Source organism: Idiomarina sp. OT37-5b, from assembly GCF_002968395.1.
In the GTDB taxonomy this organism is placed as follows: domain Bacteria; phylum Pseudomonadota; class Gammaproteobacteria; order Enterobacterales; family Alteromonadaceae; genus Idiomarina; species Idiomarina aquatica.
Map to the genome: position 1 here is coordinate 2,785,586 of NZ_CP027188.1, position 26,732 is coordinate 2,812,317.

At 49.9% G+C, this 26,732-nt stretch carries 22 protein-coding genes; 8 read left to right on the forward strand and 14 right to left on the reverse strand.

All coding sequences use genetic code 11. The features are described 5' to 3' along the window. Position 1: 1 nt before the first annotated feature. From C5610_RS13065 to C5610_RS13090, 6 genes are all read right to left on the reverse strand, one after another. On the reverse strand, positions 2-832 hold the full coding sequence (locus C5610_RS13065) for a putative RNA methyltransferase (protein ID WP_105307554.1): 831 nt from the start codon (positions 830-832) through the stop codon (positions 2-4). Positions 833-959: 127 nt separating this feature from the next. Continuing rightward, positions 960-1,169 carry a cold-shock protein gene (locus C5610_RS13070; RefSeq protein WP_105307555.1) on the reverse strand — a complete coding sequence of 70 codons (210 nt, stop codon included), beginning with the start codon at positions 1,167-1,169 and terminating at the stop codon, positions 960-962. A 232-nt stretch (positions 1,170-1,401) separates the two neighbouring features. Further along, on the reverse strand, positions 1,402-2,301 hold the full coding sequence (ctlX, locus tag C5610_RS13075) for a citrulline utilization hydrolase CtlX (protein WP_262339893.1): 900 nt from the start codon (positions 2,299-2,301) through the stop codon (positions 1,402-1,404). 98 nt (positions 2,302-2,399) lie between these two features. Continuing rightward, positions 2,400-2,873 carry a nucleoside deaminase gene (locus C5610_RS13080; protein WP_105307556.1) on the reverse strand — a complete coding sequence of 158 codons (474 nt, stop codon included), beginning with the start codon at positions 2,871-2,873 and terminating at the stop codon, positions 2,400-2,402. Between the two features lie 15 nt (positions 2,874-2,888). After that, a complete protein-coding gene (locus C5610_RS13085; protein ID WP_105307557.1) occupies positions 2,889-3,596 on the reverse strand; it encodes a ZIP family metal transporter in 708 nt (235 codons plus the stop codon). A 5-nt stretch (positions 3,597-3,601) separates the two neighbouring features. Then, positions 3,602-4,873, reverse strand: coding sequence for an anti-phage deoxyguanosine triphosphatase (locus tag C5610_RS13090; protein ID WP_262339894.1), 1,272 nt, complete (start codon positions 4,871-4,873; stop codon positions 3,602-3,604). Positions 4,874-5,048: 175 nt separating this feature from the next. Between C5610_RS13090 and C5610_RS13095 the strand changes: the two genes are divergently transcribed. Continuing rightward, entirely contained in the window at positions 5,049-5,462 is a 414-nt protein-coding gene (locus C5610_RS13095) for a hypothetical protein (protein ID WP_105307559.1), read from the forward strand. A gap of 251 nt (positions 5,463-5,713) precedes the next feature. On the opposite strand, the gene C5610_RS13100 is transcribed toward C5610_RS13095, so the two are convergent. The 5 genes from C5610_RS13100 to C5610_RS13120 all read right to left on the reverse strand — a co-directional run bounded on the left by C5610_RS13100 (position 5,714) and on the right by C5610_RS13120 (position 16,934). Continuing rightward, a complete protein-coding gene (locus C5610_RS13100) occupies positions 5,714-6,850 on the reverse strand; it encodes an alpha/beta hydrolase (RefSeq protein WP_105307560.1) in 1,137 nt (378 codons plus the stop codon). Between the two features lie 140 nt (positions 6,851-6,990). Beyond that, positions 6,991-8,895 (reverse strand): exodeoxyribonuclease V subunit alpha, encoded by a 1,905-nt coding sequence (gene recD, locus C5610_RS13105; protein WP_105307561.1) that lies wholly within the window; start codon positions 8,893-8,895, stop codon positions 6,991-6,993. Beyond that, entirely contained in the window at positions 8,888-12,559 is a 3,672-nt protein-coding gene (recB, locus tag C5610_RS13110) for an exodeoxyribonuclease V subunit beta (RefSeq protein WP_105307562.1), read from the reverse strand. The genes recD and recB overlap by 8 nt, the downstream gene beginning before the upstream one ends. After that, complete coding sequence (recC, locus tag C5610_RS13115; protein WP_105307835.1) at positions 12,559-16,011, reverse strand: exodeoxyribonuclease V subunit gamma; 3,453 nt, start codon at positions 16,009-16,011, stop codon at positions 12,559-12,561. The genes recB and recC overlap by 1 nt, the downstream gene beginning before the upstream one ends. A 71-nt stretch (positions 16,012-16,082) precedes the next feature. Continuing rightward, positions 16,083-16,934 carry a glycosyltransferase gene (locus C5610_RS13120; RefSeq protein ID WP_262339895.1) on the reverse strand — a complete coding sequence of 284 codons (852 nt, stop codon included), beginning with the start codon at positions 16,932-16,934 and terminating at the stop codon, positions 16,083-16,085. A 147-nt stretch (positions 16,935-17,081) separates the two neighbouring features. Between C5610_RS13120 and C5610_RS13125 the strand changes: the two genes are divergently transcribed. Next, the gene (locus C5610_RS13125) at positions 17,082-17,948 is read left to right on the forward strand and encodes a hypothetical protein (RefSeq protein ID WP_105307564.1); all 867 of its coding nucleotides are present in this window, start codon (positions 17,082-17,084) and stop codon (positions 17,946-17,948) included. Positions 17,949-18,057: 109 nt separating this feature from the next. Beyond that, positions 18,058-19,128 carry a sensor domain-containing diguanylate cyclase gene (locus tag C5610_RS13130; protein WP_262339896.1) on the forward strand — a complete coding sequence of 357 codons (1,071 nt, stop codon included), beginning with the start codon at positions 18,058-18,060 and terminating at the stop codon, positions 19,126-19,128. Here C5610_RS13130 and C5610_RS13135 read toward each other — a convergent pair. Beyond that, a complete protein-coding gene (locus C5610_RS13135; protein WP_105307566.1) occupies positions 19,125-19,874 on the reverse strand; it encodes a hypothetical protein in 750 nt (249 codons plus the stop codon). The two genes, C5610_RS13130 and C5610_RS13135, sit on opposite strands and share 4 nt — an antisense overlap. A 126-nt stretch (positions 19,875-20,000) precedes the next feature. Here C5610_RS13135 and C5610_RS13140 point away from each other — a divergent pair, with 126 nt between their 5' ends. Together C5610_RS13140 and C5610_RS13145 are read left to right on the forward strand one after the other, a co-directional pair. Beyond that, on the forward strand, positions 20,001-21,167 hold the full coding sequence (locus tag C5610_RS13140; protein WP_105307567.1) for a sensor histidine kinase: 1,167 nt from the start codon (positions 20,001-20,003) through the stop codon (positions 21,165-21,167). Next, a complete protein-coding gene (locus tag C5610_RS13145; protein ID WP_105307568.1) occupies positions 21,160-21,801 on the forward strand; it encodes a response regulator transcription factor in 642 nt (213 codons plus the stop codon). Before C5610_RS13140 ends, C5610_RS13145 begins: the two co-directional genes overlap by 8 nt. On the opposite strand, the gene C5610_RS13150 is transcribed toward C5610_RS13145, so the two are convergent. Continuing rightward, entirely contained in the window at positions 21,787-23,643 is a 1,857-nt protein-coding gene (locus C5610_RS13150; RefSeq protein WP_105307569.1) for a DUF885 domain-containing protein, read from the reverse strand. The genes C5610_RS13145 and C5610_RS13150 overlap by 15 nt on opposite strands. Before the next feature lie 113 nt (positions 23,644-23,756). Between C5610_RS13150 and C5610_RS13770 the strand changes: the two genes are divergently transcribed. Next, positions 23,757-24,008 carry a hypothetical protein gene (locus tag C5610_RS13770; RefSeq protein WP_105307570.1) on the forward strand — a complete coding sequence of 84 codons (252 nt, stop codon included), beginning with the start codon at positions 23,757-23,759 and terminating at the stop codon, positions 24,006-24,008. 9 nt (positions 24,009-24,017) lie between these two features. Continuing rightward, positions 24,018-25,124, forward strand: a complete 1,107-nt coding sequence (locus C5610_RS13160; protein ID WP_105307571.1) for a threonine aldolase family protein — start codon at positions 24,018-24,020, stop codon at positions 25,122-25,124. On the opposite strand, the gene C5610_RS13165 is transcribed toward C5610_RS13160, so the two are convergent. Further along, positions 25,118-25,522 (reverse strand): DUF6746 family protein, encoded by a 405-nt coding sequence (locus C5610_RS13165; protein ID WP_105307572.1) that lies wholly within the window; start codon positions 25,520-25,522, stop codon positions 25,118-25,120. The two genes, C5610_RS13160 and C5610_RS13165, sit on opposite strands and share 7 nt — an antisense overlap. A gap of 259 nt (positions 25,523-25,781) precedes the next feature. Between C5610_RS13165 and C5610_RS13170 the strand changes: the two genes are divergently transcribed. Beyond that, positions 25,782-26,729: a transporter substrate-binding domain-containing protein gene (locus C5610_RS13170; protein ID WP_262340071.1), complete on the forward strand. Its 948-nt coding sequence runs from the start codon at positions 25,782-25,784 to the stop codon at positions 26,727-26,729. The last annotated feature ends 3 nt before the right edge of the window (positions 26,730-26,732 follow it).

Below are 26,732 nucleotides of genomic sequence, written 5' to 3' on the forward strand. Positions count from 1 at the left end.
CTCAGTTGGCGGTAAATATTCTGACCCAGATATCGGCCGTCAGCGACAACTTATCAAGTTGACCGGCGCGTTCACGACCTTCTTTACTACTACGGTAGAGGTGCGGGGTCATGATCAACAAATCCTGGATACTGTCGTTATCCATCAATTCTACGGTGAATGTCAGCCGTTGCTCCGAGCTAAGTGCCCACTCAGCAGAACTAACGGGAAAATCGTCTGCCTTGGTCTTAACTTCTGGATAAATGATCCGCTTTAACTCGATGAGATGCTGCGGCGCAGGATCCACCATCAATAGACGCCCCCCGGGCTTCAACACCCGCTTAAACTCCGCACTGACCGGGAACCCAAATACGCACAACAGGGTATCGACGCTATGATCAGCCAATGGAATCGAATTATTTGATGCCACCAGCCAGCTAATACGCTTGTCCTGCTTTGCCGCTGCCTGCACGGCCCACTTGGAAATATCCAGTGCCGCAACCGTTACATCCGTCGACACCTGCTCAGCACCATCAATAATATGGCGTAAGTAATACCCTTCGCCACAGCCAGCATCCAGCAAGCTCTGCTCGCCAGTTTCTAGCACGGCATCCGCTATCGCCTGCGCCAGCGGTTGATAAGTCCCCCGCGCCAGAAAACGCTGGCGCGCCTGCACCATCGCTTTGCTGTCTCCGGGGTCTTTCGACCGTTTGTTCTGTACCGGCAGTAAATTAACGTAGCCCTGCTTTGCCACATCGAAACTGTGACCGTGGGGACAGCGCCAACTGCGTTCATGTAAGCTCAGTGCGGTACCGTCGAGCGGACAGATAAGGGTTGTCAGAGCTTGCGTCACGTTGTGCTCCTGGTATCAATGTGTCATACCATTCTAAAGGGTTTTATGATGAATTTCAGACACAAAAAAAGCAGCCCGTGGGCTGCTCTTCATAATTTTGGCTTACTTAAAAGCTAGTCCAGACGCATTACAGCGCTTGGATGTTCTCAGCTTGAGGACCTTTAGGACCCTGGGTTACTGAGAAAGAAACGCGTTGGCCTTCGGTCAGCGTTTTAAAACCATCGCTAACGATAGCGCTAAAGTGAGCAAATACGTCTGCGCCACCTTGCTGCTCGATGAAACCAAAACCTTTTGCTTCGTTAAACCACTTAACAACACCGTTTACTGAATTAGACATAATCATATCCTGAAAATTTTAAAATATATAAGTACCGGACCGAGACAATCTCGACGCCGATGATCGTGCGGGGTAAAAAATGTGAAACTTAAAACTACAGGACGAGACGATTACTTCTAATAATGCAACGTAGAGGAGTGTTTAACTAACTGTTTCTTATCCAACGCCGCCCACTTTACGCGCTTTAAATATAAAGTCAAATAATATTATCAATTAATTTTATAAAAGTGGTTTATGCTGGCTTGAACACCTGTGCCAGCATGCAGCGAATGGAGCCACCGCCTAATTCTATGGTGGGGACTGGCATTGGCACTAACTTAACCCACTGCGCTAAATGGATTTTTTGTTCATTGGTCAGCGCTTCGACAGCCGTGGTTGATAATGCTAACAACTTGCCGTTTTTGGAATCTAATTCCAACGTATTACCAGCAAACTGCGCGATCTGTGTTTCACTCAGATCAATCAACGCTTTACCGCTGTGCTGAATCGCAGTAATAACGCGTTGCCGTGCTTTTTCCTCAATCATATCAAGTGCCACCATGACAAATTCGGTACCCACCGCCATGATGACATTGGTGTGGTAAACCGGCGTACCGGCGCTGTTACTTGCATCAAAAACCACGGGCTGGTAACCCAGACGTTCGCACAGCGAATTCAACGCTGCTTCGTGCATTCGTTTAGAACGCGCCGCATAAGCCAATTTAGCCTGATGGTCGAAGACAATCGCCCCCGTTCCCTCTAAGAACTGTTCTTTTTGCTCTAAACCGGAGAGATCTAGCGTAGTTGAGTACTTATAGTGGCTTTGCAAAAACTCAATGATGTCGGCGCGGCGCTCTTTACGGCGGTTATTACTAAACATCGGATACAGCACCAATTCACCAGACGCATGAGTACTAAACCAATTATTAGGGAATACCGAATCCGGTGTGTAAGTAGTTTCATCCTCAAACAGATGAACCGTGATGCCTTGCTCCCGCAGCGTATTGGCCACATCAGTCACTTCGTCATAGGCTTTTTGCGCCACATCATTTGCCTGCGACACCGACTGAAAGGTGTTATCAGCTAATGTTTCCGGGTTCGACCTAAAGTGGTGTGGACGCACCATAACAACGGTATCGGACGACTGCTTCATAAGATTTTCGGGCTAATAAATTTGCGCGCAGTTATAGCAATTTGATGACTCGCCCGCAACGGGCAAAGCTCAGTGAACGAACCAAACCCGGCTTACCGCTAACTTTTCTCGGCTGCTACATAAGCTTTGTGCAGTTGATACATTCGGGGCAGTAAGTTATCGACTGGGCCCTCGACTTCAACTTCCGGTGCGATATCCTTAATCGGAAGCTGACTCACACGAGACTCTCCTAAACCAAATTCCTTATGCCACTGGGTCAGCTGTTCAGTCGAATGAATATAAATTACTTTACCTAGCTCAGCCCAACCATGGGCAGCAGAGCACATAGGGCAGTGCTCACCAGAAGTATACATGATGGTATTTCGGCGCTGCTCTCGTGTCAGATTTTTAGCCGCCCAACGCGCCAGCTCAATCTCGGGATGGTAGGTTCTATCCACACTATTCACACGATTCCGGTCTTCTTTTAACACGTTACCGTTTTCATCGACCAACACCGAACCAAACGGCGCATCACCTGCTTTAAGTGCCTCTTCCGCCAGCGCAACGCAACGTAGAAGATGTGGATTAATCATCGCTTTACCTCCTGCTTATCCCAATAACTGCTTACTCAGCATCCCCACAATAAAGCCTAAAACGGCTCCTAGCGAAGGTGTCCAATGACGCCGCATCCGCGCTTGTGGTGCTATATCCTGAAATACCAAATAAAGAATACCGCCCGCAGCAAAACTCATGATGGTTGCGGTAACCTCCGGCGCGTCGCGTAACCAAATATAGCCAAGCAAAGCAGCCAACGGACCAAATAATGACACACCGAATAAACCAACCAACGCTGTTTTTGCTTTTAACTGAGCAAAGCGTAACTCGCGATAGGCGTTGAAGCCCTCCGGCAAGTTCTGAGCTGCAATAAACACCGCCAGCAAAATGGCAGTATTGGGACTTGCAGCGAATAGTGCTCCCAACGATATCGCCTCGGGTAAAAAGTCCAGCAACATTGCCATAAATTGGGCGACATGCCCCCCATGTTTTGCAAGATACGCATCAACAATCGCAAAACTCACCCCGCCTAATGCGAACATCAATGCGAGCTGCCACTCGTTTAGCTCTTTCATGCCCTCCGGCATCAACGCAAACGCCACAGCGGCCATCAAAATACCGCCACCAAAGGCAGTAATACCATGTACGAGTTCGCGCTTACCGGTAGTATTCGCAGAGCCTTCAATATGAGCAATTACGCCGCCAAGTAACGCCATCAAACCAGCGCCCCAAGCCAAAAGCAGCATCCAATAAATGGTCATTGCCGTTATGCTCCAGTACCAAATAATTGGTTGAATTGCTTACGAGCGTAGTGGTCTGTCATGCCCGATATGTAGTCACAGATAACGCGTTTTGGATTCGTTGCTTGCTGGTACTTTTGCAATGTTGATGGTTGCAGTAACTGCTCGGGCGCATCACTCAATGCTTCAAACAGCGCCATAATGATGCGTTGGCCTTTAAACTCCATAGCTTTTACATCAGCACTGCGAATCACATGCTTGAAAACAAACCGCTTCAATAACTCGAGTGTATGTTCAACGTCGGCAGGCAACGTTGCCTGTAAATCCAGTTGTGGGTGCTCAAATTGTTGCTGTGTTTCGACAACTATCTGCGGCACTAAATAGCCAATGAGCTTACTAATGGCATGTTTGCGATCGCGGCTGTCCGGCGAGAACAGTTTGTCGTTATAAAACTTCCCATCGGTTATCAGGGGACTGTCTTCATGCGCCTGTTGTAATACATCTTCGCGCCATTGTCGCTCGGTAACTAATCCCAGCGCCAACGCGTCCTCTAAATCATGCACACCGTAAGAAATATCGTCTGCCAGCTCCATGATCGACGTGTCGAAAGCTTTAAACTGTGCGCGCCGCTTGCCGGATTGATCATCAATTGCCCGAAATGTGTCGCGATCCTGAGGCGAAAACTCGGATAAAATCCAGTTTATGACGTCTTCTTCGTCATCATGAATCGACTTAGGCGGTTTAAACGCCGGCAACGGGGCATCACGGCCTAACTCGGTCGACTGCACCTCGCTGTGCATCACCGGATACTTGAGCACACCCAACAGCGTGCGCCGGGTCACATCCAGCCCATGCTTATCCGAGTACTCGCCCAACTTACTTAAAATGCGCAGCGTCTGCCCATTACCCTCAAAACCACCATAACCAAACATGTGATAGTTCAGTGCCACCTCGCCGCCATGCCCAAACGGCGGATGCCCTAAGTCGTGCGCCAAACATGTCGCTTCAATTTGGAAAAATGAGGGTATCTGCTGCGAAATGGTCAAGTTATTTGCGTACTTTTGCTTTAAATGCTCACAAATTCCAGAACCGATTTGCGCCACTTCCATCGAGTGCGTTAACCGCGTGCGATAAAAATCGTTATCGCCGACACCCAGTACCTGAGTTTTCGACTGCAGCCGGCGAAACGCCGATGAATGGATGATCCGGGCACGGTCACGCTGTGCATCACTGTCGGGTGTGGCGGCATTAAACGGTGTGGTCTTTCCTGAACGGCGTTGGTGCATCGTTTTATTCATAGTGGCACTAGATTGAAAATAACTACCCGACAGCAAAACAAATTTTCAGCCGTTTGCCCAGTGAAAGTTCAAATGAACTGGCACATCCCTTGCTGGGTTAACTCATAGTAATCCAATACCCGACAATCTCGGCAAGTCATTGCCGTTTTTGCCGCTAAAGCACTAGGGGGAGAATATGAACGTCAGCACATTACTGAACACAGCAACGAACCAAACAAGTTCATCACAACAGACCCGTCAGGCCGAGCAGCCGCCAGCACCGGAGGCGAGAAAAGCGAAACTTGGCAATGATGACACCTTTATCGATAAAGCCTACCGCAGTTTGGTACTTAACCGCATGGGTGTGGACACCGAACAACTTGAAGCAATAGAGCAGAAAATCGAAGAGCTGGAGAGTAAGCCCAGCCTGACAAAAGACGAAAAAGACAAGCTTGAAAGCCTGATTAAAGCCCGTGATCAATTGTTTGATGAAGCCATGCGCCGTCAAACTGAGGAAGGTAATTCAAGTCAGTCCTCCGTTAACAGCAACAGCAGTCCCACGGAAATTGCCAATAAATACAACCCTCGGGCTATCTCCCTGATGATATGAGTTTGTTGGCAAAAGACCTCCACGAAGCAGCCGCATGAGCTTTCAGTTCGTGAAAACGCACCTCTATAAAACTCATGCTCCTGAATCACAACAAATCGATCCCAGCGAGCCAATGGACTTTGTAAACGTTTAGGAAGAACGGAAAAAGCTAACAAATACTTTAACGTGCCCGCCGATCAAAAAGCCCGACACCGGGGGATATTGGACGTACTGCGGCGGGTTTAATCAATAGACTTTCGTTTGAAGTGTTATCAATTACGACCGTTCAAATCAGCATTTTGTGCCTCGATTTCACTGAGGTATTTTGACTGATGTTGACGAGCCAGCTTTAACGCCTTATTCGATGCCTGAAACGCACTTTCCGTGTCATCATTCATTGAATACACTGTAGCCAGACTGTCCCAAAGGATTTCTGACTGACCGAACACCTCGACGCCTTTCTCAAGGATCTCAGTGCCCCATTCCAACTTACCTTCATAGGCCGCTTTCAAACCATAAACATTGTACTGATGCACCGACATGGGGAATTTGTAACCCATCGTCTTTTGATAATTGCCATAGTAAGCCTGTAACTGTTCCAGCGACTTAATTTCGATATTCGGCACAGCGTTGTAGCCGCGAAAAATTGATTTAAGCCCTTCAACGTTAGCAATCAATGGTGTGCTGTCGTGGGTTTCCTCAGGAAACTGCTGAGACTCCCAGTCAAAAACGCTTTCGGATTTTTCCGCTAGCACATTCATTAAACGCTGATAACCATCAGCCATTTCATTAGGCTCATTCGCCATGCTGACAAACCAGCGCACCGGCGACTTTTCTGCTGGTTGTTCTGCCGTCTTTATATCGTTGATAAGCGCAAAATCATCCCACCATAAACTTGGGCTCACCGATATTGACGCATTGATAAAACCCGCATGATGAGTCGCCAGGTAACTGGTATAAAGTCCCGACAGCGAATGCCCGGTAAGCAGCGTATAAGGCGAAATTCGATACTCCTCTTTTAGCTTAGGCAACAGTTCGTCTTTCAAGAACCGCGTGTAAATCTCAGCACCACCAGAGCGCCCCTCATAGCCTTCTAGTTCGGTATGAGTAAAGTGTTTTATGCGGCTTTTGGCACTCACCCCAACCACAATCATTTCCGGCACAATCGAAAACGTGCTTAAGAAATTAACGTTACCCGCAATGTGCTCGAATTGCGTCGAGCCGTCCATGACCAGCATTACCGGATACTCAAAGCTGTCGGAGTGGTGATAGCTTTCTGGGAGTACAACACGTGCCGTGACAGTTTCGTTAATGAGTTTGGAGTCAATCCGTAAGGTTTCTGCGGCTTGAGCTGAAGCGCAGAATAAAAAGACACATAAGAAGCTGAAGGCTTTCAGATAAATAGTCATTAGATCAGTGGGTTACGAAGTATTGTGTAAATTTTAGCACCATTTTAAAGACTAACGCTAACCCTCTGGTCTTCTTTCACTCAACCTTATCGCAAAATACTGCTGAGGTTTGCAGCAAATCATAGAGGCCTCGGTGCAAGTCAGACACGCTTGCCTCCCTGACTGAATAGGTTATTCCCCACCAAACTCAACCGTTCTTTTGCCCGGGTGATGCCGGTGTACAGGAGCTCTTTGCTCATCACCGGTGTGTCGTGGTCGGGCAACACCATCACGGTGTGTTTGAACTCGGAGCCCTGCGATTTATGCACGGTCATGGCGTAAACGGTTTCGATATGGGTTAAGCGGCTGGGGAGCACCCAGCGAATGCCGCTTTTACCGGTCTGCGTGTTGTCGCTGTCGTCGGGGAAGGCAACCCGCAAATGTCCGTGTTCCGGGTCGGCAAAAGCGATTCCGATATCGCCGTTGTTTAGTTTTAATCCGTAGTCGTTCTTGGTCACCATTACCGGGCGCCCGTCGTACCAACTGTTGGCGTTCAAACCCAGTATTTCACCAACCTTCTGGTTTACTGCTTTCATTCCCCACGGCCCTTCACGCAGCGCTGTGAGTATCTGGAACTGGGTATTGGCGTCCAGCGTGGCTTTTACATAGTCGTCAAAGCTGTCGAAATCGTCTCGCCGCAGTCGCGGTATTCCGTCTCGTACCAGTTGTTTAAATTCCGGTGCATCGAGGCTGTTTATGTCGAGCACCCTAACCGGGTAATCAGACTCGGCTCGACCCGCCTTCGCCAGCTCTTCAGTAATTTGTTCCTGTTGCTGATGGTTTATGGCGTTTGCCAAATCGGCAATCGGCCCAAAGAAACGCCGGCTTTCACGTAACATCACGACATGCTGTAAACGTTGCGGACCGTCCGCATCGATAAACTCCCGAGGCAATGACGGACTCTGCGCCACCCGCTCCAGCCAACTGACAGTAGCAGGATGGTAATGCCCCTGATCCGCTCCGGCACACAGATTACCCAGCACCGCACCGGCTTCTACCGACGCAAGCTGATCTTTATCTCCGATTAACACTAATCGTGCGTGCTTTGGCGTAGCCTTCAGCAGCGCCACCATCATTTCGATGTCCATCATCGAGGCTTCATCAACAATGACCACGTCGGTGCGCAGTGGATTGCGCTCGTTATGCTTAAACTGGCGCGAGTTGGGCATTACTCCGAGGAGTCGGTGCAGTGTCTTACCGTTTGGCGTAATCGCGTCAAACGCTGCCGTTAAACTGGCCAGCGCGGAGGTGTCTTTGAGGCTTTTCAGTTCGGCTTCGATCGATTCTCGCAAACGAGCGGCCGCTTTACCGGTCGGCGCGGCCAGTGAAATCCGCAGTGGTGGCAGCCCCAGTTTTAAGGTTTGATGTTGCAGAGCGGTCAGCAAACGCACAACAGTATAGGTTTTACCAGTACCTGGCCCGCCGGTCAGAACGCTAAACCGGTGTTTAACGGTATTAGCACAGGCCAGCCGTTGCCAATTAATTTTATCGCCGGCGGAGGACGCAAACAGCAGCGCCAGTGTCTGTTGCAACAATTCTTCGTTGACCACCGGCTCATCGTCCATGCGCTGCTTCAAATCTTCCTCGATAAAGCGCTCATAAAGATAGTAACGGCGCAGATAAAGCTGATCATTTATCAGCACCAAAGGCTGCTGACCTTCTCCTGTCGTATCGACGCAGAGTGTCGACTCAAGCGCACTGGGTTCGGCCTTTGGCCAGCACTGCTCTAACAGCTCTGCGGGTGTGACGCAGTCGCCGGCGGTGCTGTTAACCGGCGGCAAGGCGAGCGTATGATTGGGATTTTCAGCCAGGGCGTTCAAGTGCAACACGGTATGGCCGCGCCCGACCTGATGGGATGCAAATAAGGCGGCTAAGAGCACTGCCGGATTTTGCTCTCCGGCTTGCTGCAACAGCTCGACCAAAGCGACATCAATCGACCGGATCCAGTTGGCATCGCGCCATTGCTGTAGCGCATCTTCCAGCGTCGGTACCAATGTATCAGTCATGACTCACCTCCTGGCCGGCAAACAACTCATCTAAGGCTTCAATTAATGCCCGCGCGGGGCGGTCAAAGAAGGCACCGGCAGTGGCTGCGCGATGCCCCCGCAAAAACAGATATACGGCACCGCCGACATGGTTGTCGTAATCGTATTCCTCACCGATACGGGCTTTTAGTAGCCGGTGCAACGCCAGTGTGTAAATGACGTACTGAAGATCGTAACGGCTGCTGAGTATTTTCTCGCGCATCGCTTCCAGGCTATAGGCATTATCGTCTTCACCCAGCCAGTTCGATTTGTAGTCGGCAACGTAATAGCGTCCGTTATGCTCAAATACCAGATCAATAAAGCCTTTTAGCATGCCGTTGATGCGGTTGTTATCCAGCGCCGGTCGGTTAAAGCCGGGCTGAATAAACTGGCTAACCAACTTGTCCAGTTGCAACGTGCTCACACTGTCGGCGCCGAACCAGAATTCCGGTTCCGCTTTATAAGTACGCAATTGTTGCAGACTCACTGTATGAGCGTCACCATCAATGGCAAAGGGCTGCTGTAAATAGGCGGCAAGCCACGCGTCAAGGCTGTCGGTATGCGCCCGCCAATATTCAGTAACACAAAAACGATCGATCAGGGCACGACGCGCCGTTGCATCGGTCGCAACGTGATCAAAGCCGAGCTTGGCAGACTCCTCCAACAGGTTGTGCAAGAAGGTTCCCGGCCCCGCACCTTTCGGCAGATGATGAATACTGTCGGCGCTCGGCTGACTGACGCTGGCTGGCGTCTCGCGTTCTTCCTCTTCACGCTCATCACGTTGGTTCATTTCGTCCGGAGTTTGCGGCGCCGGTATAGGGCCTGCTGCTGAACTACTGTGAGACAGGGCGCTATAACTCGCCACCCACCAATGCTCCATTCGACGCCCCGGCGGCATCTGCCGCGCACTCAATTCCGCCATGCCCTCCTGGCTGACCATCACCTGTACTTTGGGTTCATCTTCAGTCAGGTGCGTTACCGCCGTGTGTGGGCTTTGCTGCCAGTGCTGGTTAACGACCTGATACAATGGCTCGCTGATCGGGGCGCCGCCATTGAGCAAGTAGAACAACGGATTAACGTTGTGGTCTTTGGTTTTCTCCAGCGCAATAAACGTGGCGTACTGCGCGCGGGTAACGGCAACATAGATTTTGCGAATGTCCTCCGCCAGAATTTCATCACTCAACCGCTGTTTACCGTCGCCTTCGGCAGTCCACAGCGTTTGCAGTTCGCCGTTTTCATCGTGATAACTGGCCGGCGTTTTTATCCGGTGACTGTCCGGCTTGGTGTAGGCAACAAATGGCATAAACACCAACGGATATTGAAGACCTTTCGACTTATGGATGGTGACAATTTTTATTAACGCATCGTCACTTTCCAGCCGGAGTTGCTGCTCATCGGCCTGCGTGCGGCTGTTGGCTTGGTAGCCATGACGTTCATTGATCTGCTCGGCAAAATAATTGACGAGCGCCGGCATACCATCCAGCAGCAGGCTTTGCTGTTGCAACAATTCCGCAATATGAAGAACATCCGCCAACTGCCTTTCACCATTAATGCGGTCGGCCAGCAACCGTGCAGGAATGTGAAAATCGTGCAACAAGCGGTGCAACATGGCCAACAGCCCCTGACGCTGCCACTGCTCGTGGTAACTCAGAAATTGTTCAACACGTTGCTCCCATTCCTGCTCATCACTGTGGATAAAGTTCAATTCACTAAAGGATAAATCCACAAGCTGCGAAGCTAATGCGCTACGAATACGGTCTGGATTACGCGGTTCGGCACAGGCGCTGACCAGATAAAACAAGTCTTTAGCCACTCGCTGAGCAAACACGGATTCCCGATCTGACAAATATACACTTTTCAGGCCGCGCTCATGCAGCGCTCTTTTTATCGTATTGGCTTCATTAAAATTATTCACCAATACCGCGATATCGCCGGCCTTAACGCGTTCAACCAAGGCATCATCGGCGTCGTAATAGCCGGCCTGCGGATCATTAAGCAATTGCGCTATCATGTTGGCATGATGATTTGCCGCGGCATTAAAGAGCGTGTCTTTGTTACGCTTTTCCTCATTCGACACCGACCAGAGTAATGCCGGCGCGGTTTTTAACTGCGACGACAGCAAACAGTGTTTAAAGGTTCTTTTCAGACCATTAGCGGCCACGGAGTAAAACGGTAACTCGTTGTCTTGCTCGGTTTTGAATAAAAACGCGCCGCGGGGTTGCTGCTCAGCTTTTTCAAACAACGCATTAACACTGTCCACCATGGCCTGTGATGACCGAAAGTTTTTCGCCAGATTATAATGGCGGCCGGCTGTATCACGACGTGCTTTAAGGTAAGTAAAAATATCCGCGTTACGAAAACTGTAAATGGCCTGTTTCGGGTCTCCGATGAGGAAAATACCCGTTTCAGGATAGGGCTCCGCCAACCGATAGATGCGGTTAAATATCTCATACTGGACCGGGTCGGTGTCCTGGAACTCATCCACCATGGCCACGGGGTACTGCGCCCGAATGGCACTGGCAAGCGCCTCACCGCTTGGCCCTTTCAGAGCATCCCGCAAGCGCGTCAGCATGTCATCATGGCCCATTTCAGCCCGTTGTCGTTGCAACTCTGCAAAGCGTTCGTTAACCCAGTTAGCCGCGTGTTGTTTAACGGCAGCCAACTCCTGTTGTTGCTGTGCTTTACTTGCGTTAATTTGCTCAATAAATTGCGACAACCGTTGCCACTGCGACTGCATACCGCCGAGTTTCTTCTCGGCAAAACTTGTCAGTTCCGCCGTCGAGATATTTTTGCGGTTGGCGTCGGTAAACAGCTTGTCGTCGATATCATCGCCTCGACACCAGTCGAGAAACTTCTGAAATTGTCCAAGTTTGGTTTTTGTACCACTCGCCTGAGCCGTTTTATCAACCAATTCAGCGAAGATCGGCTCAAACTCCTGTTTAATCGCAGCAATCCGTTGTCTATGCCCTTGTTCCGATTGATTCAATAACGACACCACATCGGCACTCGCCTGAACTGACCCCCCTTTGCCAGCACTCCGACTAAGCGCCAGCAACGCTTCCGGTGTATTGAAGGTCGCCAACAAGCGTTGCCCGCTGTCGGCATCGGCCGGGTAAATAAAACGCCGGAAGTAATCTTCCGCCGCCTGCAGTCGCAATGCCTCATCATCGGTTTCAACGCTCTGGCTGAACAAACTACCGCTGGCGAACGCATGCTCTTTTAGCATCGACTGACACCAGCCGTGGATGGTTTTGACCGCGGCTTCATCCATCGATTGACTGGCTAAATCCAGCAACCGAGCCAGATGCTTAAGATTATGACCCTGAGCAACACAGTCGTCGCGCAAACTGATGAGAAAGGGATCACCTTTTATACTGTCCGGGTCGCGGAAATAGCTTGCAGCCTCAGCCAGACGTTCACGTATGCGATCACTCAGTTCTTCTGTTGCCGCTTTGGTGAATGTCATCACTAAGATGTTTTTCGGCATCAGTTCCCGCGCAAAGGCGGTTTCTTCGCTACCATGGCCAATCACCAGCCGCACAAACAGCGCAGCGATCGTGTAGGTTTTTCCGGTTCCGGCACTGGCTTCAATCAGACGACTGCTGTACAACGGAAAATCCATCGGATTCGACAGTAAATGGCTCATCAGCTGCCCTCCTTGACCAACGTAAGCCGAATGGGCTCATAAAGTTCATCCATAAAACGACGAAACATCGGTGAGTCTTTTAGTTGTTGGTAACTTTTCGCTACTCGAGAACAGTAATCGCTAGCGGTGATCAGCGCAGCGTCGTTATAGTTGCCTTCTTCGTAGAGTTTGCCTGCGGCCTGGTGAGCTTTATCTTCGTTATTATCGAAGCTGTCACGAGCATTCAGCCAGCAAAATGCCAACTGCCAATGCATGGGATGTGGCTCGCTGATGGCATCACTCATCAACGTGAGTAACTGTTGTAACTGCTGCTCGGCCTGAGCCCTGTCCAGCGCCCCGACGGTCATCTGGCAGCCTCCTTTAGAGATCAACAATAAACGGGTAGGTTGCTGTATGTTTAGTAATAGGTAGCCGGGGTAATAAGTAACCGCATGCTTCCAACCGTTCGGGGTTACGCCTTTACCATTATTCGAAACAATACTGCTGCTCGACGTTGCCACCCAAACACGATCGCCCTGGCCATTATGATGCACACCATTCACGGTATCGTCGATGGTCAGGCCTGCCGCCTGGTACCGAACTTCAATCGGTTGCTCATTAACGTGCGGGTAGTCGGCGACCACCTGTTGATAAACGGTCAGGATATCCGTCGCCTGCGTCAACAAATCAGCGGCATTAAGATGGGCAACAGCAGCGACACCCAGTTGTCCTTCGCGTTGCATTTTGTGTATTTCATTATTCAGTGCCGCCTCGACACCCGCTTCATCAACGATCAATGCCGATTTACCGGCCTCCAACAACCGTGACGTTAACGCCCAGTTGGCCAAACCGTCGAGATTAAAGGCTTCGCTGTCCAGCAGGCTTTCTTGCTGGATATGAAAATACGTATCAAGCATCCAGTTAAAGTAGAGCTGCGGCGGCTCTTTGATAAAACGCCCGATATCCGTCAGTGATAACTCTCGTTCGGTGCGCTCACGCAGCCTTAGTTGCCCGGTTGTGGCGACTTGGCCCCGGTGTGCACTCACCCACTCGGAGGCATAGCTGAACAGCGACGCTTCTGAATCCGCATCCACTGCCGAGAAATAGGCGGGGTTAAACGCTTGTAGTTTGTGCACGGTCGTTAGCTGTTCGATAGGGATGCGCCAGCCCTGCGCCAAATGATCGCGTAACTGCGCTACCAGCACCGAAGGCGTGCGTTCGCTGTTATCTTTTACGCTGAACCCCACCCAACTGACATAAAAACTTTGCCGAGCGGATAACAAAGCCTCCAAAAACAGATAACGGTCATCGTCTCTGCGGGAACGGTCTCCCGGACGATAGCGGTCAGTCATCAAGTCAAAGTCGACACGTGACGTCGAACGTGGGTATTCACTCTCGTTCATGCCCAGTACACAGACGTACTTAAAAGGAATCGCCCGCATCGGCATGAGGGTAGCGAAATTAACCGCACCGGCTAAAAACCGCTGATTTAGGTTTTGCTGATCGACCCGAGCCAACCACGCATCTTTAAAAATCGTCAGCTCAATTTCGGTCGTATTTTCAGCTTCTGTGATGATGTCATTTAATTCGAACAGCTCCCGTTGTAGGCGGGCAAGCAACAATCGGTCAGCGTCTTCGTCAGCGGCAAAAAAGTGCTGAAGCAACCATTCGCTCTGTTCAACCCACTGCTGCACCGTTTGTTTCTGGGTGGCTCGCCGCCACCAGTCTTCCAGTGTGCGAATAACATCAGCCAAACGTCCTGCTAACTCAGCGGACAAACCCGCTACTTCGCTGTAGGGTTCGATCTGCATCCATGGATCAGCGCTAGCGGAATCACCAAGGACATAACCACTGATCATGCGTTTCAATGCAAACCACCAGCTGTTGGTGTGCGCATCCGTTGGCATAAAGAATGGTGCCCGCTGCTCCGCACTCAAGCCCCAGCGAGCGCCGGCATCCTGCACCCACCGTTTTAGCAACGGCAGGTCACTGTCATCGATACCGAAGCACTGTTGCACCGCAGGTACCGCCAAAAGATCAAACAAGTCTGTTTGCGAAAACCGCAGTTGATCGGCTTGCAGCAGCAACTCGAGCGCAATCATCAGTGGCCGTTGATGACGCTCTCCCTGATCAGCAATGGTGTACGGAATTGCGCGCGGGTCACGCTCGCCCTGTTGACGGTGATAACGGCCAAACACCGCGTCAATATAGGGTGCGTAGGTATTGACGTCGGGCAACATTACCATGATATCGCGCGGTTTTAGGTCGGGGTCGCGGGCAAATGCGTCCAGTAACTGATCGTGCAGCACTTCCAGTTCACGCTGCGGACTATGACAGACATGAAACTGTATTGACCGATCCGAACGGGCCGGTCGTGGCCACTGTTGCTGAGTTTCATGCAACGGCCGCAAATTAAGAATATCGTCCTGTAACTGGCCCAATAGATGATGGCTATCATGAGCCTCAAACAGCTCCAGCTTGACGTTATTAAATTGTTCCTGTTTTTCCAGAGTTTCGTCATATAAATCCAGCAACCGGATATAATCGCGACCCTGTTTACCCCAGGATGCCAGTAGCGGTTGGGCCAACTGATGTAACTCATCATCGTTAATATCATCTGCTAACGCATCTTTCTGCTTCAGTCGGCTGGCAGCCTTAACTGCCTCCCGCAGCGCCTCTTTGCCATCAACAATGTCTGCCCAGTGGAATTGAGAGGGGTTGTGTACACATAATAAAATCTGTGTGTAGCCTTTCAGCGCGTCCAGCACTTCTAACACTTGCTGCGGCAACGATGAGATACCAAAAACAATGATACGCGGTGGTAACGCGGGCGGGCGGGTTGGCAACGATTTTGCGGTCTCGACAAAACGCCGATGCAGTTCGGCTCGGTTATTCCAGTAATCTTCAATACCGATGTCGTTGCTCAGCGCTCGCCACAACTCGGGTTGCCACTGTTGCTCCGTCGGTACCTGTTGTTCATGATCTAAATAATCTTTACCAGAAACCCATTGATCCAGCCAGTCGGCTCGATACACCGCATATTGGTCAAATAAATCAGCCAGTCGCTCACTTAACTGATACAGCTTTCGCCCGTCCTCATCGTTCTCTAGATAATGGGCTAACGGCGCAAAGCTGGCATGTTGCTCGACCAGCGACGGTAACAGACGCAGAATGCGCCAGGTCAGCCGGTCTTTATCAAACGGCGAGGTTTTGGGAATGTCATCACCCAGTACTGCGCGATACGCTTGCCATTGAAACCGCGCGGGCAGGGTAACGTCGACCATTGCGGCGATGCCACTGGCATTGGCCAAATTAATTTTCAGCCACTGGGCAATACCGTTGCTTTGCACCAACACCGTTTCTTGTTCGAGTGGCGCCAACGGGTAGTTCTGAGTGAACTTCACGGCAACTTCGGTCAGATCCTCCAACCGGTGACCATGTGCCACGATAAAACCAGGGGTCAAATTATTCACGCCGTCCACTCCTTGTTACCTCAACCTAACATCCATGTTACCTGAGTTTGCGACATTTTATGCCGCATTGGCTAGCGCGCCAACAATTTATCTTTTACTTTTCGGTTCGCCTCCCGCAATTTTGAGAACGGCGAGCGTTTATGGTAGCGACCTTTTTCAACATGACGGATGATGCCAACACCTTCAACCTCGATAGGCTGCCCGTGAGTCCCCAACAACCAACGAAAGGTTCGATCTTCATACGTTTTTACCCAACGTTCTTTAGGTTGTTGGTAACACCGTATTTGATCGCAATAGCCATATTTTCGAGCTACGTCACCACGAACAATCTGCACAGGGCCTGTCGCTTTTTCAAACTGGTGGGATTTTACACAATCGCGCTCCATACAGTCGGAGGCGCTAAAACGTTCGGCACACAAGAGTTCATCGTTTTTATCCAATAGCGACGTTCGCAGCACGGTTTCCGGAAAGACCAGGATATTATCCTGGCCAGTTAGCTCCTCAACCAGGGACGGAAACGTATCTTTGCCAAACAACAAGTCACAATCAGTAAACCAAATCCAGTCTGCAACTGTTGATTTAGCCGCCTTATTGCGACCAATCGCGCGACGCATTAGGTCCGGAGCATCTAAAGGGATAAAGTTCCACTCAATGTTTTTTAGTCGGTTTTTTTCCGTACTTCTGAGTAACTTCGTCGTTTTTGCATCTTCGGGAGCATAGAACACCGTATAAATGACCCGTACATCAGCAGGTTCATTTTCAATCAACGACTGTATTTGGTACTGCAGGAGATGAGCGTAGTTCCAGCAGTGACTTACGATTTCGATGGTCTCTGGCGTTCCTGCTGGTTGCTCCAGATTTACCTCACGGGGAGCGTCAAACAGCCAGTTGGCGGGCATTAAGCCTGAGGCAGCGAAACGCATTAAGAACTCTTGAACCGCAAGTATTTTTCGTTGAAGTACCATCGACCAACCTCTAATTCTGAAACTTCAGTCTGTGTTAGGCTACGAGCATAACGTATTCAACCCATCAAATGAACGCTTGTAAATTAACCAACGGGAACAACGAACGTGTCATTACTGCAATATTTACGCTACCGCGGGCTGAGAAAACTGAAGTCTTTAGAGGCGAAACCGTTGAAAAAACGTGCCCAGGAGGTTGTTGCCCGACAATGGCTACAAGGTCAGAACCCTTTGCACGAGAATCCGTTAACTACCCCGGTGATGGTTAACCTGACCTCATTCCCAAAACGCTACAAACATCTGCACCTTACATTGAAGTCACTGCTGTTGCAGGATATCGCCCCGTTTCAGCTTAATTTGTGGTTGTTCCGGGACGACATTGATGCACTACCAGATAATGTCAAAGCGTTAACACAGTACGGACTCTCTATTTATCCGGTCGATGAGGATATTCGTTCGTACAAGAAGCTCATACCGGCACTGCAACAATTCCCCGACGCCTACCATGTTACCGCCGATGATGATATTTACTATCGACCTGACTGGCTGTGCCAACTCTTATTGTCGGCTACCACAGACCGTATTCTTTGTTGGCGCGCGCACCGCATCACGCGCTACAAAGATGGTCAGCCGAAAGCATACCGGCGTTGGGAGCCAAAGACCGAGCACCGTGGCCCGTCCAATGATTTATTCTTTACCAGTGGCGGCGGTGTTTTATTTCCACCGGGAGCTCTTGATGAGCGCGTTACCGACATTCAACTGGCTCAGCAGTTGGCTCCTTACGCCGATGATCTTTGGTGGTATATGATGGCGCGACTCAAAGCCACGCCGATTGAACGGGTGGGCAACAATCCTGCACTCGTCAACTGGCCGGACAGTCGCGAAGGTTCACTCTGGCAATTTAATAAAAGTGAAACAGCCGGCAATGACGTTCAACTGCACAATCTTATCGATTATTTTTCATTTAAGGTGTAAAAAAATTGTATCTCTATACGCGTAGCTTCTTGTATGGTTAAATATTAACCATACAAAAAAATAAGTTACGCTCGTGTGCACACATAATAATCACAGATCATTTGATCAGTTGCTGTCACAACTTTCTACTCGCTTAATTAATAGTGAGTCGGCTGAGACACAAGACTGCATCGCTGAGGCCATTGCGGCATTCGGCAGTTATGTTGATGCCGATCGCTGTTATGTTTTCGAGTTTTCAGACACTATGACCAGCATGAGCAATACCCATGAATGGGTTCGTGATGGCTTGTCTGCGCATATCGATGATCTGCAAGGAATTACCGAAGAGGAACTGCCGTATTTCTTCAATTTAATGAAGAACACGTTTCGCTTTATCGTCCATGATGTCCGTACACTCCCCGAAGCAGCCCGCAATGAAAAGCTTGAGTTTGAGCGTGAAGATATCTGCTCGGTAGTTTGTATTGGCTTAGTGGCGAACCAAAAATTACTGGGTTTTGTCGGCTGCGACATGGTTCATAAACGCTATCACTGGACTGACGACGATGTTCGCCACCTCAGCCTTGTCGCCGACATGATCGCAAATTCGCTTGAACGACAACGCACCTATCAGCAGTTGATTGACACGCAGCGCCAATTAAAAGAAGCCAACAGTAAACTACAGGCTCTTGCCACACGGGATGGCCTAACCGGGATTCCCAACCGTCGGGCGCTCGACGAAAAACTGCTCGAAGAAGTGCGGCGAGCCAAACGGCAGGGTACTGGCCTAGCCATTCTGCTGATCGATATTGATCACTTTAAAGCGTTCAATGACACTTATGGCCACCTGAAGGGGGACGAAGCGTTAAAGCAAGTTGCAACTTGCCTGGACGCCGTTATGCAACGTAGCACCGACTTTGTTGCCCGCTATGGCGGCGAGGAGTTTGCGGTACTGATTTCTACAGACTCAGCCTGGCAGGCACTGCGCAAAGCCAATGAATTACTGGATGCGGTTGAGCAACTGTCCATCGAACATAAAAACTCACCAACAGAACCCTACTTGACCGTCAGCATTGGCGGCTACTTTGAATTACCTCAACCCGATGCTGAAGTCGCCAGCACCATATCCAGGCTTATCGATAATGCGGATCAAGGCCTTTATCAGGCGAAAGCCGACGGTCGTAATTGCATTCGTTTTCGCTAGGGCACGGTCTTTTTGACGCCAGATTGCACGGTATATTTCCGTGTCCAGACGTGAATGGCAATTCCGCCTAAGAGGCCCGGTGCAATCCAAAAAATAAGTTGCCACTGACCCAGCTCCGATAAGACATGACGGGCACCAAATGCGAAGAACGCCGTATAGACCGCGATGCCGGAACCACACATTGAACTTAGATGTTCAATTAACCAACGGTTAGCCGCAACTCTTTTTGAGTAGGCATAATGAAGTACCTGAATGGCACTGATGATGCCAAAAATAGAGAATACGTAACCTAAAATCTGGTTCACAGTACCATTGATGGCCTGTGCCAATAACACCAGGGATGCAATAAATAAGGCCACTGGCGCGATGATATGATGAGCCTGGCGGGCTAACGATCTATCACGCTTTGTTTTAAGCGCCAGCATCGCCTGATTAACGGCGGTGTAAGTCAGTAACGACAACACCAATAGTAGTGTCCAGAAACCGTATATATTTCGTGTTAACTGTGCTGGATTTGTACTTTCTGCGTACCATCCCGCCTTAAAATACTCAGGCGCGATCAGCACCATAACCGACATCAGGATTGCGGACACCGCGACGGTATACATTGTTATTGTGTAGGCTTGGCCGAAGCGGCGATGATTTAATCCCCCTTTCCGGGTAGTGATCGGTATCCAAAACAACATCATTGCGATGACACCCGCCAAAATATGTAAGTACAGTAAACTGGTATGAATTGTCAGCATAACATGCCTCCTTAATGAGCTCTCATCATGCTAAGCCTTTAGGAGCTCTTCGACAGGTGCCAAAAGTCACTTTATTGATCGTGACTTTTGGCCTATTGCTGAGATATCAGATGGTGGCATACTGCAATGATGAATATGTCGTTATTGCATAAACTGGTCGATAACAACTACAGCGTTGATCGTTGGGTTGCTCTGTTGACGTGGGCGCTGTTAACTGCCGCTTGCCTGTACTTTTTGGCTCAGCGTCCGGGCTCTCCTTTCCTTAGTCTGCACTGGCTACTTACAGCATCATGCTTCGTGGTATTTTACCTGGGCTTTCACGTAGCAACCCGTGATGAACCGTTACCGGGTGAACCAACAACGCGAATCGTGCTGGTGGCGATACAATTTGTGTTGGTTGTCGTTTTGTATTTTCTCGTCCCCTATAACTTTGTTGCCATTCTAATGGTGTTGTGGGCCGCGCAGTTGCCCTATTTTATGCCGCTGAATAAAGCGATTACTGCGTCTCCGGTGATTGCGTTACCGCACTTTTTGGTTTACCAGATTTACTGGCAGGATGATTTAGCCTGGCTATCCGCGTTGCTATTCTGGACCTTCATTATCTTTTCAATGACGATGATGGGTACACAGCTGAAGGAAGCTCGTGCAAAAGAGAACGAACAACGTATAAACCGAGAACTAAGAGCGACTCAGGCGCTATTGGCAGAAGCCACTAAACAAACCGAACGTACCCGAATTGCTCGCAATATTCACGACTTGCTGGGTCACCATTTAACCGCGCTCACGATTAACCTGCAGGTTGCCGAACACAAATCCTCAGGTGAAGCCCGAGCATTGATTGCGAAAAGCCGAAGTATCGCGCAATTACTATTAGCGGACGTCCGCGAGGCCGTCTCGACGATACGCGAATCCGATTCGATGGATATCGCTGCGGCACTGGAAGCGCTGGATGTTGATATTGCAGGCAAAACCGTCACCATAAACTATCCAAGTCCGCTCAACATACAACACGTCGAAACAGCAGAAGCCATTCTCGCCTTGGTGCAAGAGTCACTCACCAACTTTATGCGCCATTCAACCGGCAACCACTACCAGGCTAACGTGACGCAAACGGATGACTGGATTAAGGTTAACATCTCTGATAACGGCAAAATGACCAAGCCAATCAATGAGGGCAACGGCATTCGCGGCTTGCGTGAAAGAGTCGCTCTTGCCGGAGGCAATATCGCATTCACTGAGTCGCCAACCTTTACTATCTCCGCACAATTCAGGCGTATGACAGACAATGATTAAGGTACTGCTGGTTGACGATCAAACCCTGGTAAGACAAGGGCTAAAGAGTTTGCTGGATTTAAGCGAGGAGGTCGTGGTTGTCGGCGAAGCGGAGAATGGACAGACCGCTCTGGAGGCTGTTGAAACATGCCAGCCCGACGTTGTGTTGATGGACATTCGAATGCCGGAAATGGATGGCATTGCCGCCGTCACAGAACTTACCAGGCAACACCCTAAACGGCCGGCGTTGATGCTCACTACCTTTGACGACCACGCCTCAGTGATGGCAGCAATTCAGGCTGGTGCAAAGGGATATTTGCTGAAAGACGTGTCGTTAGAAACCTTAGTGGAAGCGATCCAAACCTTGCATCGCGGCGAGTCCTGGATTCAGCCCATTGTAACCGAACGTATCATCAAAGGACTGCAGTCTGTCCGGCCTCATACGCCGGTTGCTGAATTAACCGAACCATTGACGGACAAAGAACTGGCCGTTCTCAGGCTGATAGCGGCAGGACTCAGCAACCAAGAAATTGCTGAGTCCCTGTTTAAATCCACCGGCACCGTAAAAAATCAGGTGTCGTCGCTCATGGCCAAGCTCGGCGTGCGTGATCGCACCCGAGCTGTGCTAAAGGCAATTGAGTTAGGCTTGCTGTGACGCAATCCACTGGTCAACTCGACGCTCGAGGATATGCAACGGCAAAGCTCCGCCGCCGAGCACGGTATCGTGGAAACCACGAATATCGAATTTCTCACCCAATTGTTGCTTGGCTTTCTCACGCAATTCCAAAATCTTAATCATACCGATTTTATAGGCAGTCGCCTGACCCGGCATCACCAGGTAGCGACGGACTTCTGAGCGCACCGCCCCTTCTGCTATCGGCGTGTATTTTTCAAAATACTTAACCGCATCCTCCTCGGTCCAACCTTTTGCATGCATGCCGGTATCAACCACCAGCCGCACGGCGCGCCAAATTTCGGTAATTAAGCGACCAAAGTCTGAATAAGGGTTTTGATAAGCGCCCATTTCTTTCGCCAGTTGCTCAGCATAAAGCCCCCAGCCTTCGCTATAGACGGTAAAGCCGGCCTGGGTGCGAAACTCTGGTACAGACTGCAGTTCTTGGGCAATTGAGATCTGCATATGGTGGCCAGGATTACCCTCGTGATAAGCAATGGCCTCCATTTCATTTTTTGGCATTGCTGTCATATCGGATAAGTGGGCGTAGTAAATGCCCGGACGTGAACCATCTGGCGTACCCGGATAATAATGCTGTGCGGCGCCGTCCTGTTCACGGAAGGGTTCTACCCGTTTCACCACCAAATCGGCTTTCGGTAAGATGCCAAAATAGTCGGGTAAGCGCTCATTGATGAAGTCAAGGTACTTCTTAGAGTCCTCGATATACATCTCGGCGCCTTCATCATTGTTTGGATAAAAGAACTGTTCATCCGTGCGGATAAACGTAAAGAACGCCTGTAAGTCGCCCTCAAAGCCCACTTGATCCTTTATTTTCAGCATTTCATTGTTCAGGCGCTCTACTTCTTGCAGACCCAACTGATGGATCTCATCGGCTGTCATATCTGTGGTGGTGTAGTTTTTTAACATTGCGTTGTAAAACTCAATGCCACCGTCAAAACGATGCACGCCGGTCGCAATTTCCGGGGTGTTTTCGATGTCACTCTGATAAAACGCGATGATTTGTTCGTAAACCGGCATAACCTGTTTGTATAAAACGTCAGCCGCTTGAGTGCGCAACGCATCAGCGGTCTGCTGGTCGATTGTTTGTTGCTCTAACAACGCGTCTATTTTTTTGTTCACATCCGCCATAAACGCAGAGTCCTCGCCTTCCGTGAAAGGGGCTCCGGTAATGACTTTCTTAGATTCTTCAATGATCAGCTCATAGGCAAAGCGTGGTGCGCGAATGCCCTCAGAGACTTGCTGCTCGGCGCGCGCTAATAGCTGCTCAAGTGCACGTGCTGACTCACCTAAGCGGCTGATATACGCATCCATGTCCTCTTTGTTTTCAACACGGTGAAAATTAAGCAAAAACTGCGGCATAAAGGTATGTGCCCCACGCATTTGATCGAACACGTAATCGTATTTGCGAAAATCGGCGTTACGTTTTGCTTGTTCGTACTGATACACCCAAACATCGTATGAGGTCTTTGCCTCATCCGTCAGTTGCTCGTACTCAAATTCAGCCTGTAATTCATCGACGGTTTGCTTCATCCATTGCAGCTGTTGTTGCTCCGCCTCGATACTCAAGTCATCAATTTCACCGTAGCGATCTTTTCGCCCCAGGAAAGTCATTTGCATTGGGCTTTGTTGCAGCTGCTCTTCATATTTTTGCTCAAACCAGGCATTTAAACGCTCTGTCTCGGACTGTTGAGCCTGCTCTGCCGTCTGCTCGGTATTGGCGGTCGTTTGTGACTGCGGCTCTGCTGGCTGACCACACCCAGCAAGCAACCCCGCCAGTGCTAAAGCAACAAGTGAGTATTTCATAGCGAACCTTCCATTTTGATCGTTAGGGCGATAATGAAGAAAAACTATAGCGCGCTTGATACACTGTATGGAATAGTTTTTAACCAATAAGTTGTAAGAGGACTTTTCGAGTTATGGCAAAGCCGAACAAAAAAGGTCCAAAGCGCACCGTACAAATCTCATGCCTACAGTGCAAAACTCCGATCTTTAAATATCGGAAAGGCGGCAAGGGCGCATTAGTGAAATGTTTTATGGAGCGTATTGTGGAGGACCATACCACCACACCCTGTCATTGTCCCGGGTGTGGTCAGGAGTTCGCCAGAGAGACGATGATTCGAGGCACACCGGCCTACAAAATCATTGGCGGAAAAGTGCATATGAAATAAGGAAAATGGATGATCGACGCCGACATTAAACTGCGCTACCAACGAGCCTGTGAACTGGCAGGCCCCTCAATCCTGCGGCATCCGCAATTAACCATGGCGGAGCAATTACGACAGCTCGCCGACAGCATCGAGCCGCAAGAACAACGTGATGTCTATGGTAAAGGTTCGCTGATCGAGCAGTTTGAGCAGGAGGTCGCCCGTCGACTTGGTAAGGAGGCGGCGATCTTCCTGCCCACCGGCACCCTGGCACAGCCACTAGCGCTAAAACTGCACAGTCTCGAGCGAGCACGTCAACGGGTCGCCATGCACCCGACATCGCACTTATTGTTACACGAACACATGGGTATCGAGGCTCTCTGGCAACTTGACAGCTGCACCGTCGGAGCCAGCGATCAGCCAATTGATATCAGTGATTTGCAGAGCCTGAACGGCGATAGTCTCGCCGCCGTCGTACTGGAGCTGCCTATGCGAGAGATTGGCGGCCAGTTGCCAACCTGGCAGTCGCTGATTCAACAACACCAGTGGGCAAAACAACACGGAGTGCGCTTACATTTGGATGGTGCGCGCCTATGGCAGGCTCCGGCGCATTACCAAAAGTCGTTAGCGGAAATTGCCGCACTCTTTGATTCCGTTTATGTCAGTTTCTACAAAGACCTGGGCGGTATCAGTGGTGCGGTGCTCGCGGCTGACCGCGATTTTATTGAACAAGCCCGTATCTGGGCGCGCCGCGCCGGTGGCAATCCTATTTCACTGTATCCGGAAATCGTGGCCGCACGACAGGGCCTGAAGGATAACCTACCGGTGATGAAAGACGCGGTTCATTATGCGGTAGGTTTAGGCACGCAATTACAAAAAATGGACGGTGTTACGGTAACGCCAAACCCGCCACAAGCTGCGATGTTTCATCTGCACTTTCCGTTGTCACCGAATTGTCTGGCAGACAAAATAGCCGATTATATCCAGGCCCATGGCGTGATGATTTTGCCCTTGCCAAGGGCAGGAGATGAGCACCACAGCGTCTGTGAAATCTCGATAGGGAGAAATGCCCTGTCGCAACCGCAGGACTTTTGGTTGCGACATATCAGGGCGTTTATCCAATCACTTAATGATCAGTGATTGTCATGATGCTTGTGATGTTCACCCAGCAAGTGGTTTAAGGTGTTTAAATAATCTTTACCAAAACCTTTAACACGCGGTTTGTTCATTTGCTCTGAGCCCAGATGTACTTCTTCCAGTGAATTTGCCGCGACATCCAATTCTTTGCTTAAACGGGCAAGTGCAACTTCCAGCGTGTACGTCAGTTCATGCACTTTCGCCATATCCTGAGCGCTTAAATCACCGTTCACGATCTCTTGCAGCTTGGCATTGTATTCCACCAGATTCATGATGGCTTGCTGCAGATTTTCAGCTGGTTCAGGCTTGAAATGTTGATACTTCTGCTCGTCATCATCGGCAATTGCCGAGGTTGAAAGCGACATCACCACAATAAATAATCCAGCCAGTAAACGTTTCATTGTAACCTCTCTATTGTTAATAACAATTCTCATTCTCTATTCAATCGCTTGTCAGGTCAACGTTTTCGAGCGAAACCTGATACGATAGTTTTGATCAAACTCAAGTTACTGTTACATCAGGGAGTACGCAATGCTCTATCGCCTGGTTCTTTGGCTTTCGCTAATCCTTATTATGTTATCTCACCCGCCCGCTCATGCGCAGGACGAAGCGCAAGCGCAAACGTTAAAAGTTGCCGTTCGCATGAATGCGCCTTTTGTGATGCAACGCGAGGGCGAGTATCAGGGGCTGGCCATGCAATTGTGGGAAGACATCGCACGACAGCTCGATAGACCCTATGAATTGCACCCAATGCCCCTGGAGCAGCTGTTAAGTGAAGTGGAACAAGGACATTACGATATCGGCATTGGTGCATTGACCATCACCGCGGCTCGTGAGTCCCGTCTGGACTTCTCTCAGCCATTTCATAATGGCGGACTTGCCATAGCGGTGCCGGCCAATAATACAGCGACATGGTGGGCGGTGACTAAACGCTTTGTTTCATTTGAATTTTTAAAGGTCGTTTTAATCCTTGGTGCCGTGCTGTTTATCGCCGGCGCTTTAGTCTGGTTATTTGAGCGCCGTGAAAACCGCGACGAGTTTTCCGATAAGCCCCTTGCCGGCCTGGGTGCCGGTTTCTGGTGGGCTGCAGTTACTATGACAACGGTTGGCTATGGCGATAAATCACCACGCTCGCTCGGCGGACGCATCATAAGCCTGATCTGGATGTTCACTTGCGTGATTATTATTTCGAGCTTCACCGCGTCTATCGCATCATCACTTACGGTATCTCAGTTTCAATCCAAAGTCAGCGGTTTGGGTGACTTACCCAGCGCCAGAGTTGCCACGTTGTCCAACTCCGCTACAGCTCAATGGTTAAGCCAAAAGAACATTGGCTTCCAAGGTTTTGACGACCTTACCAAGGCGCTTGAGAAACTTAATGCCGGGGAACTCGATGCGGTTATCTACGATGAGCCGATTTTGCGTTATTCTATGCGCAGCCAGGCGCTCAACAATATTCGTTTACTGCCTGATCGAGTGCTGCCTCAGGACTATGGTTTTGTTCTGCCACAAGGCAGCCATTTTCGCGAACCTGTCAATCGGGAGCTATTACGGGTTGTCCAGACGGAAGCTTGGCGCGACTCCCTTGACCAGTATTTAGGAAATTAACAC

Excerpts from the sequence above, each read along its gene's own strand:
- C5610_RS13070 (WP_105307555.1), bottom strand. The coding sequence starts at position 1,169 with ATGTCTAATTCAGTAAACGGTGTTGTTAAGTGGTTTAACGAAGCAAAA.
- ctlX (WP_262339893.1), bottom strand. The coding sequence starts at position 2,301 with ATGAAGCAGTCGTCCGATACCGTTGTTATGGTGCGTCCACACCACTTT.
- C5610_RS13080 (WP_105307556.1), bottom strand. The coding sequence starts at position 2,873 with ATGATTAATCCACATCTTCTACGTTGCGTTGCGCTGGCGGAAGAGGCA.
- C5610_RS13085 (WP_105307557.1), bottom strand. The coding sequence starts at position 3,596 with ATGACCATTTATTGGATGCTGCTTTTGGCTTGGGGCGCTGGTTTGATG.
- C5610_RS13090 (WP_262339894.1), bottom strand. The coding sequence starts at position 4,873 with ATGAATAAAACGATGCACCAACGCCGTTCAGGAAAGACCACACCGTTT.
- C5610_RS13095 (WP_105307559.1), top strand. The coding sequence starts at position 5,049 with ATGAACGTCAGCACATTACTGAACACAGCAACGAACCAAACAAGTTCA.
- C5610_RS13100 (WP_105307560.1), bottom strand. The coding sequence starts at position 6,850 with ATGACTATTTATCTGAAAGCCTTCAGCTTCTTATGTGTCTTTTTATTC.
- recD (WP_105307561.1), bottom strand. The coding sequence starts at position 8,895 with ATGACTGATACATTGGTACCGACGCTGGAAGATGCGCTACAGCAATGG.
- recB (WP_105307562.1), bottom strand. The coding sequence starts at position 12,559 with ATGAGCCATTTACTGTCGAATCCGATGGATTTTCCGTTGTACAGCAGT.
- C5610_RS13120 (WP_262339895.1), bottom strand. The coding sequence starts at position 16,934 with ATGCGTTTCGCTGCCTCAGGCTTAATGCCCGCCAACTGGCTGTTTGAC.
- C5610_RS13135 (WP_105307566.1), bottom strand. The coding sequence starts at position 19,874 with ATGCTGACAATTCATACCAGTTTACTGTACTTACATATTTTGGCGGGT.
- C5610_RS13140 (WP_105307567.1), top strand. The coding sequence starts at position 20,001 with ATGATGAATATGTCGTTATTGCATAAACTGGTCGATAACAACTACAGC.
- C5610_RS13145 (WP_105307568.1), top strand. The coding sequence starts at position 21,160 with ATGATTAAGGTACTGCTGGTTGACGATCAAACCCTGGTAAGACAAGGG.
- C5610_RS13150 (WP_105307569.1), bottom strand. The coding sequence starts at position 23,643 with ATGAAATACTCACTTGTTGCTTTAGCACTGGCGGGGTTGCTTGCTGGG.
- C5610_RS13770 (WP_105307570.1), top strand. The coding sequence starts at position 23,757 with ATGGCAAAGCCGAACAAAAAAGGTCCAAAGCGCACCGTACAAATCTCA.
- C5610_RS13160 (WP_105307571.1), top strand. The coding sequence starts at position 24,018 with ATGATCGACGCCGACATTAAACTGCGCTACCAACGAGCCTGTGAACTG.
- C5610_RS13165 (WP_105307572.1), bottom strand. The coding sequence starts at position 25,522 with ATGAAACGTTTACTGGCTGGATTATTTATTGTGGTGATGTCGCTTTCA.
- C5610_RS13170 (WP_262340071.1), top strand. The coding sequence starts at position 25,782 with ATGCAACGCGAGGGCGAGTATCAGGGGCTGGCCATGCAATTGTGGGAA.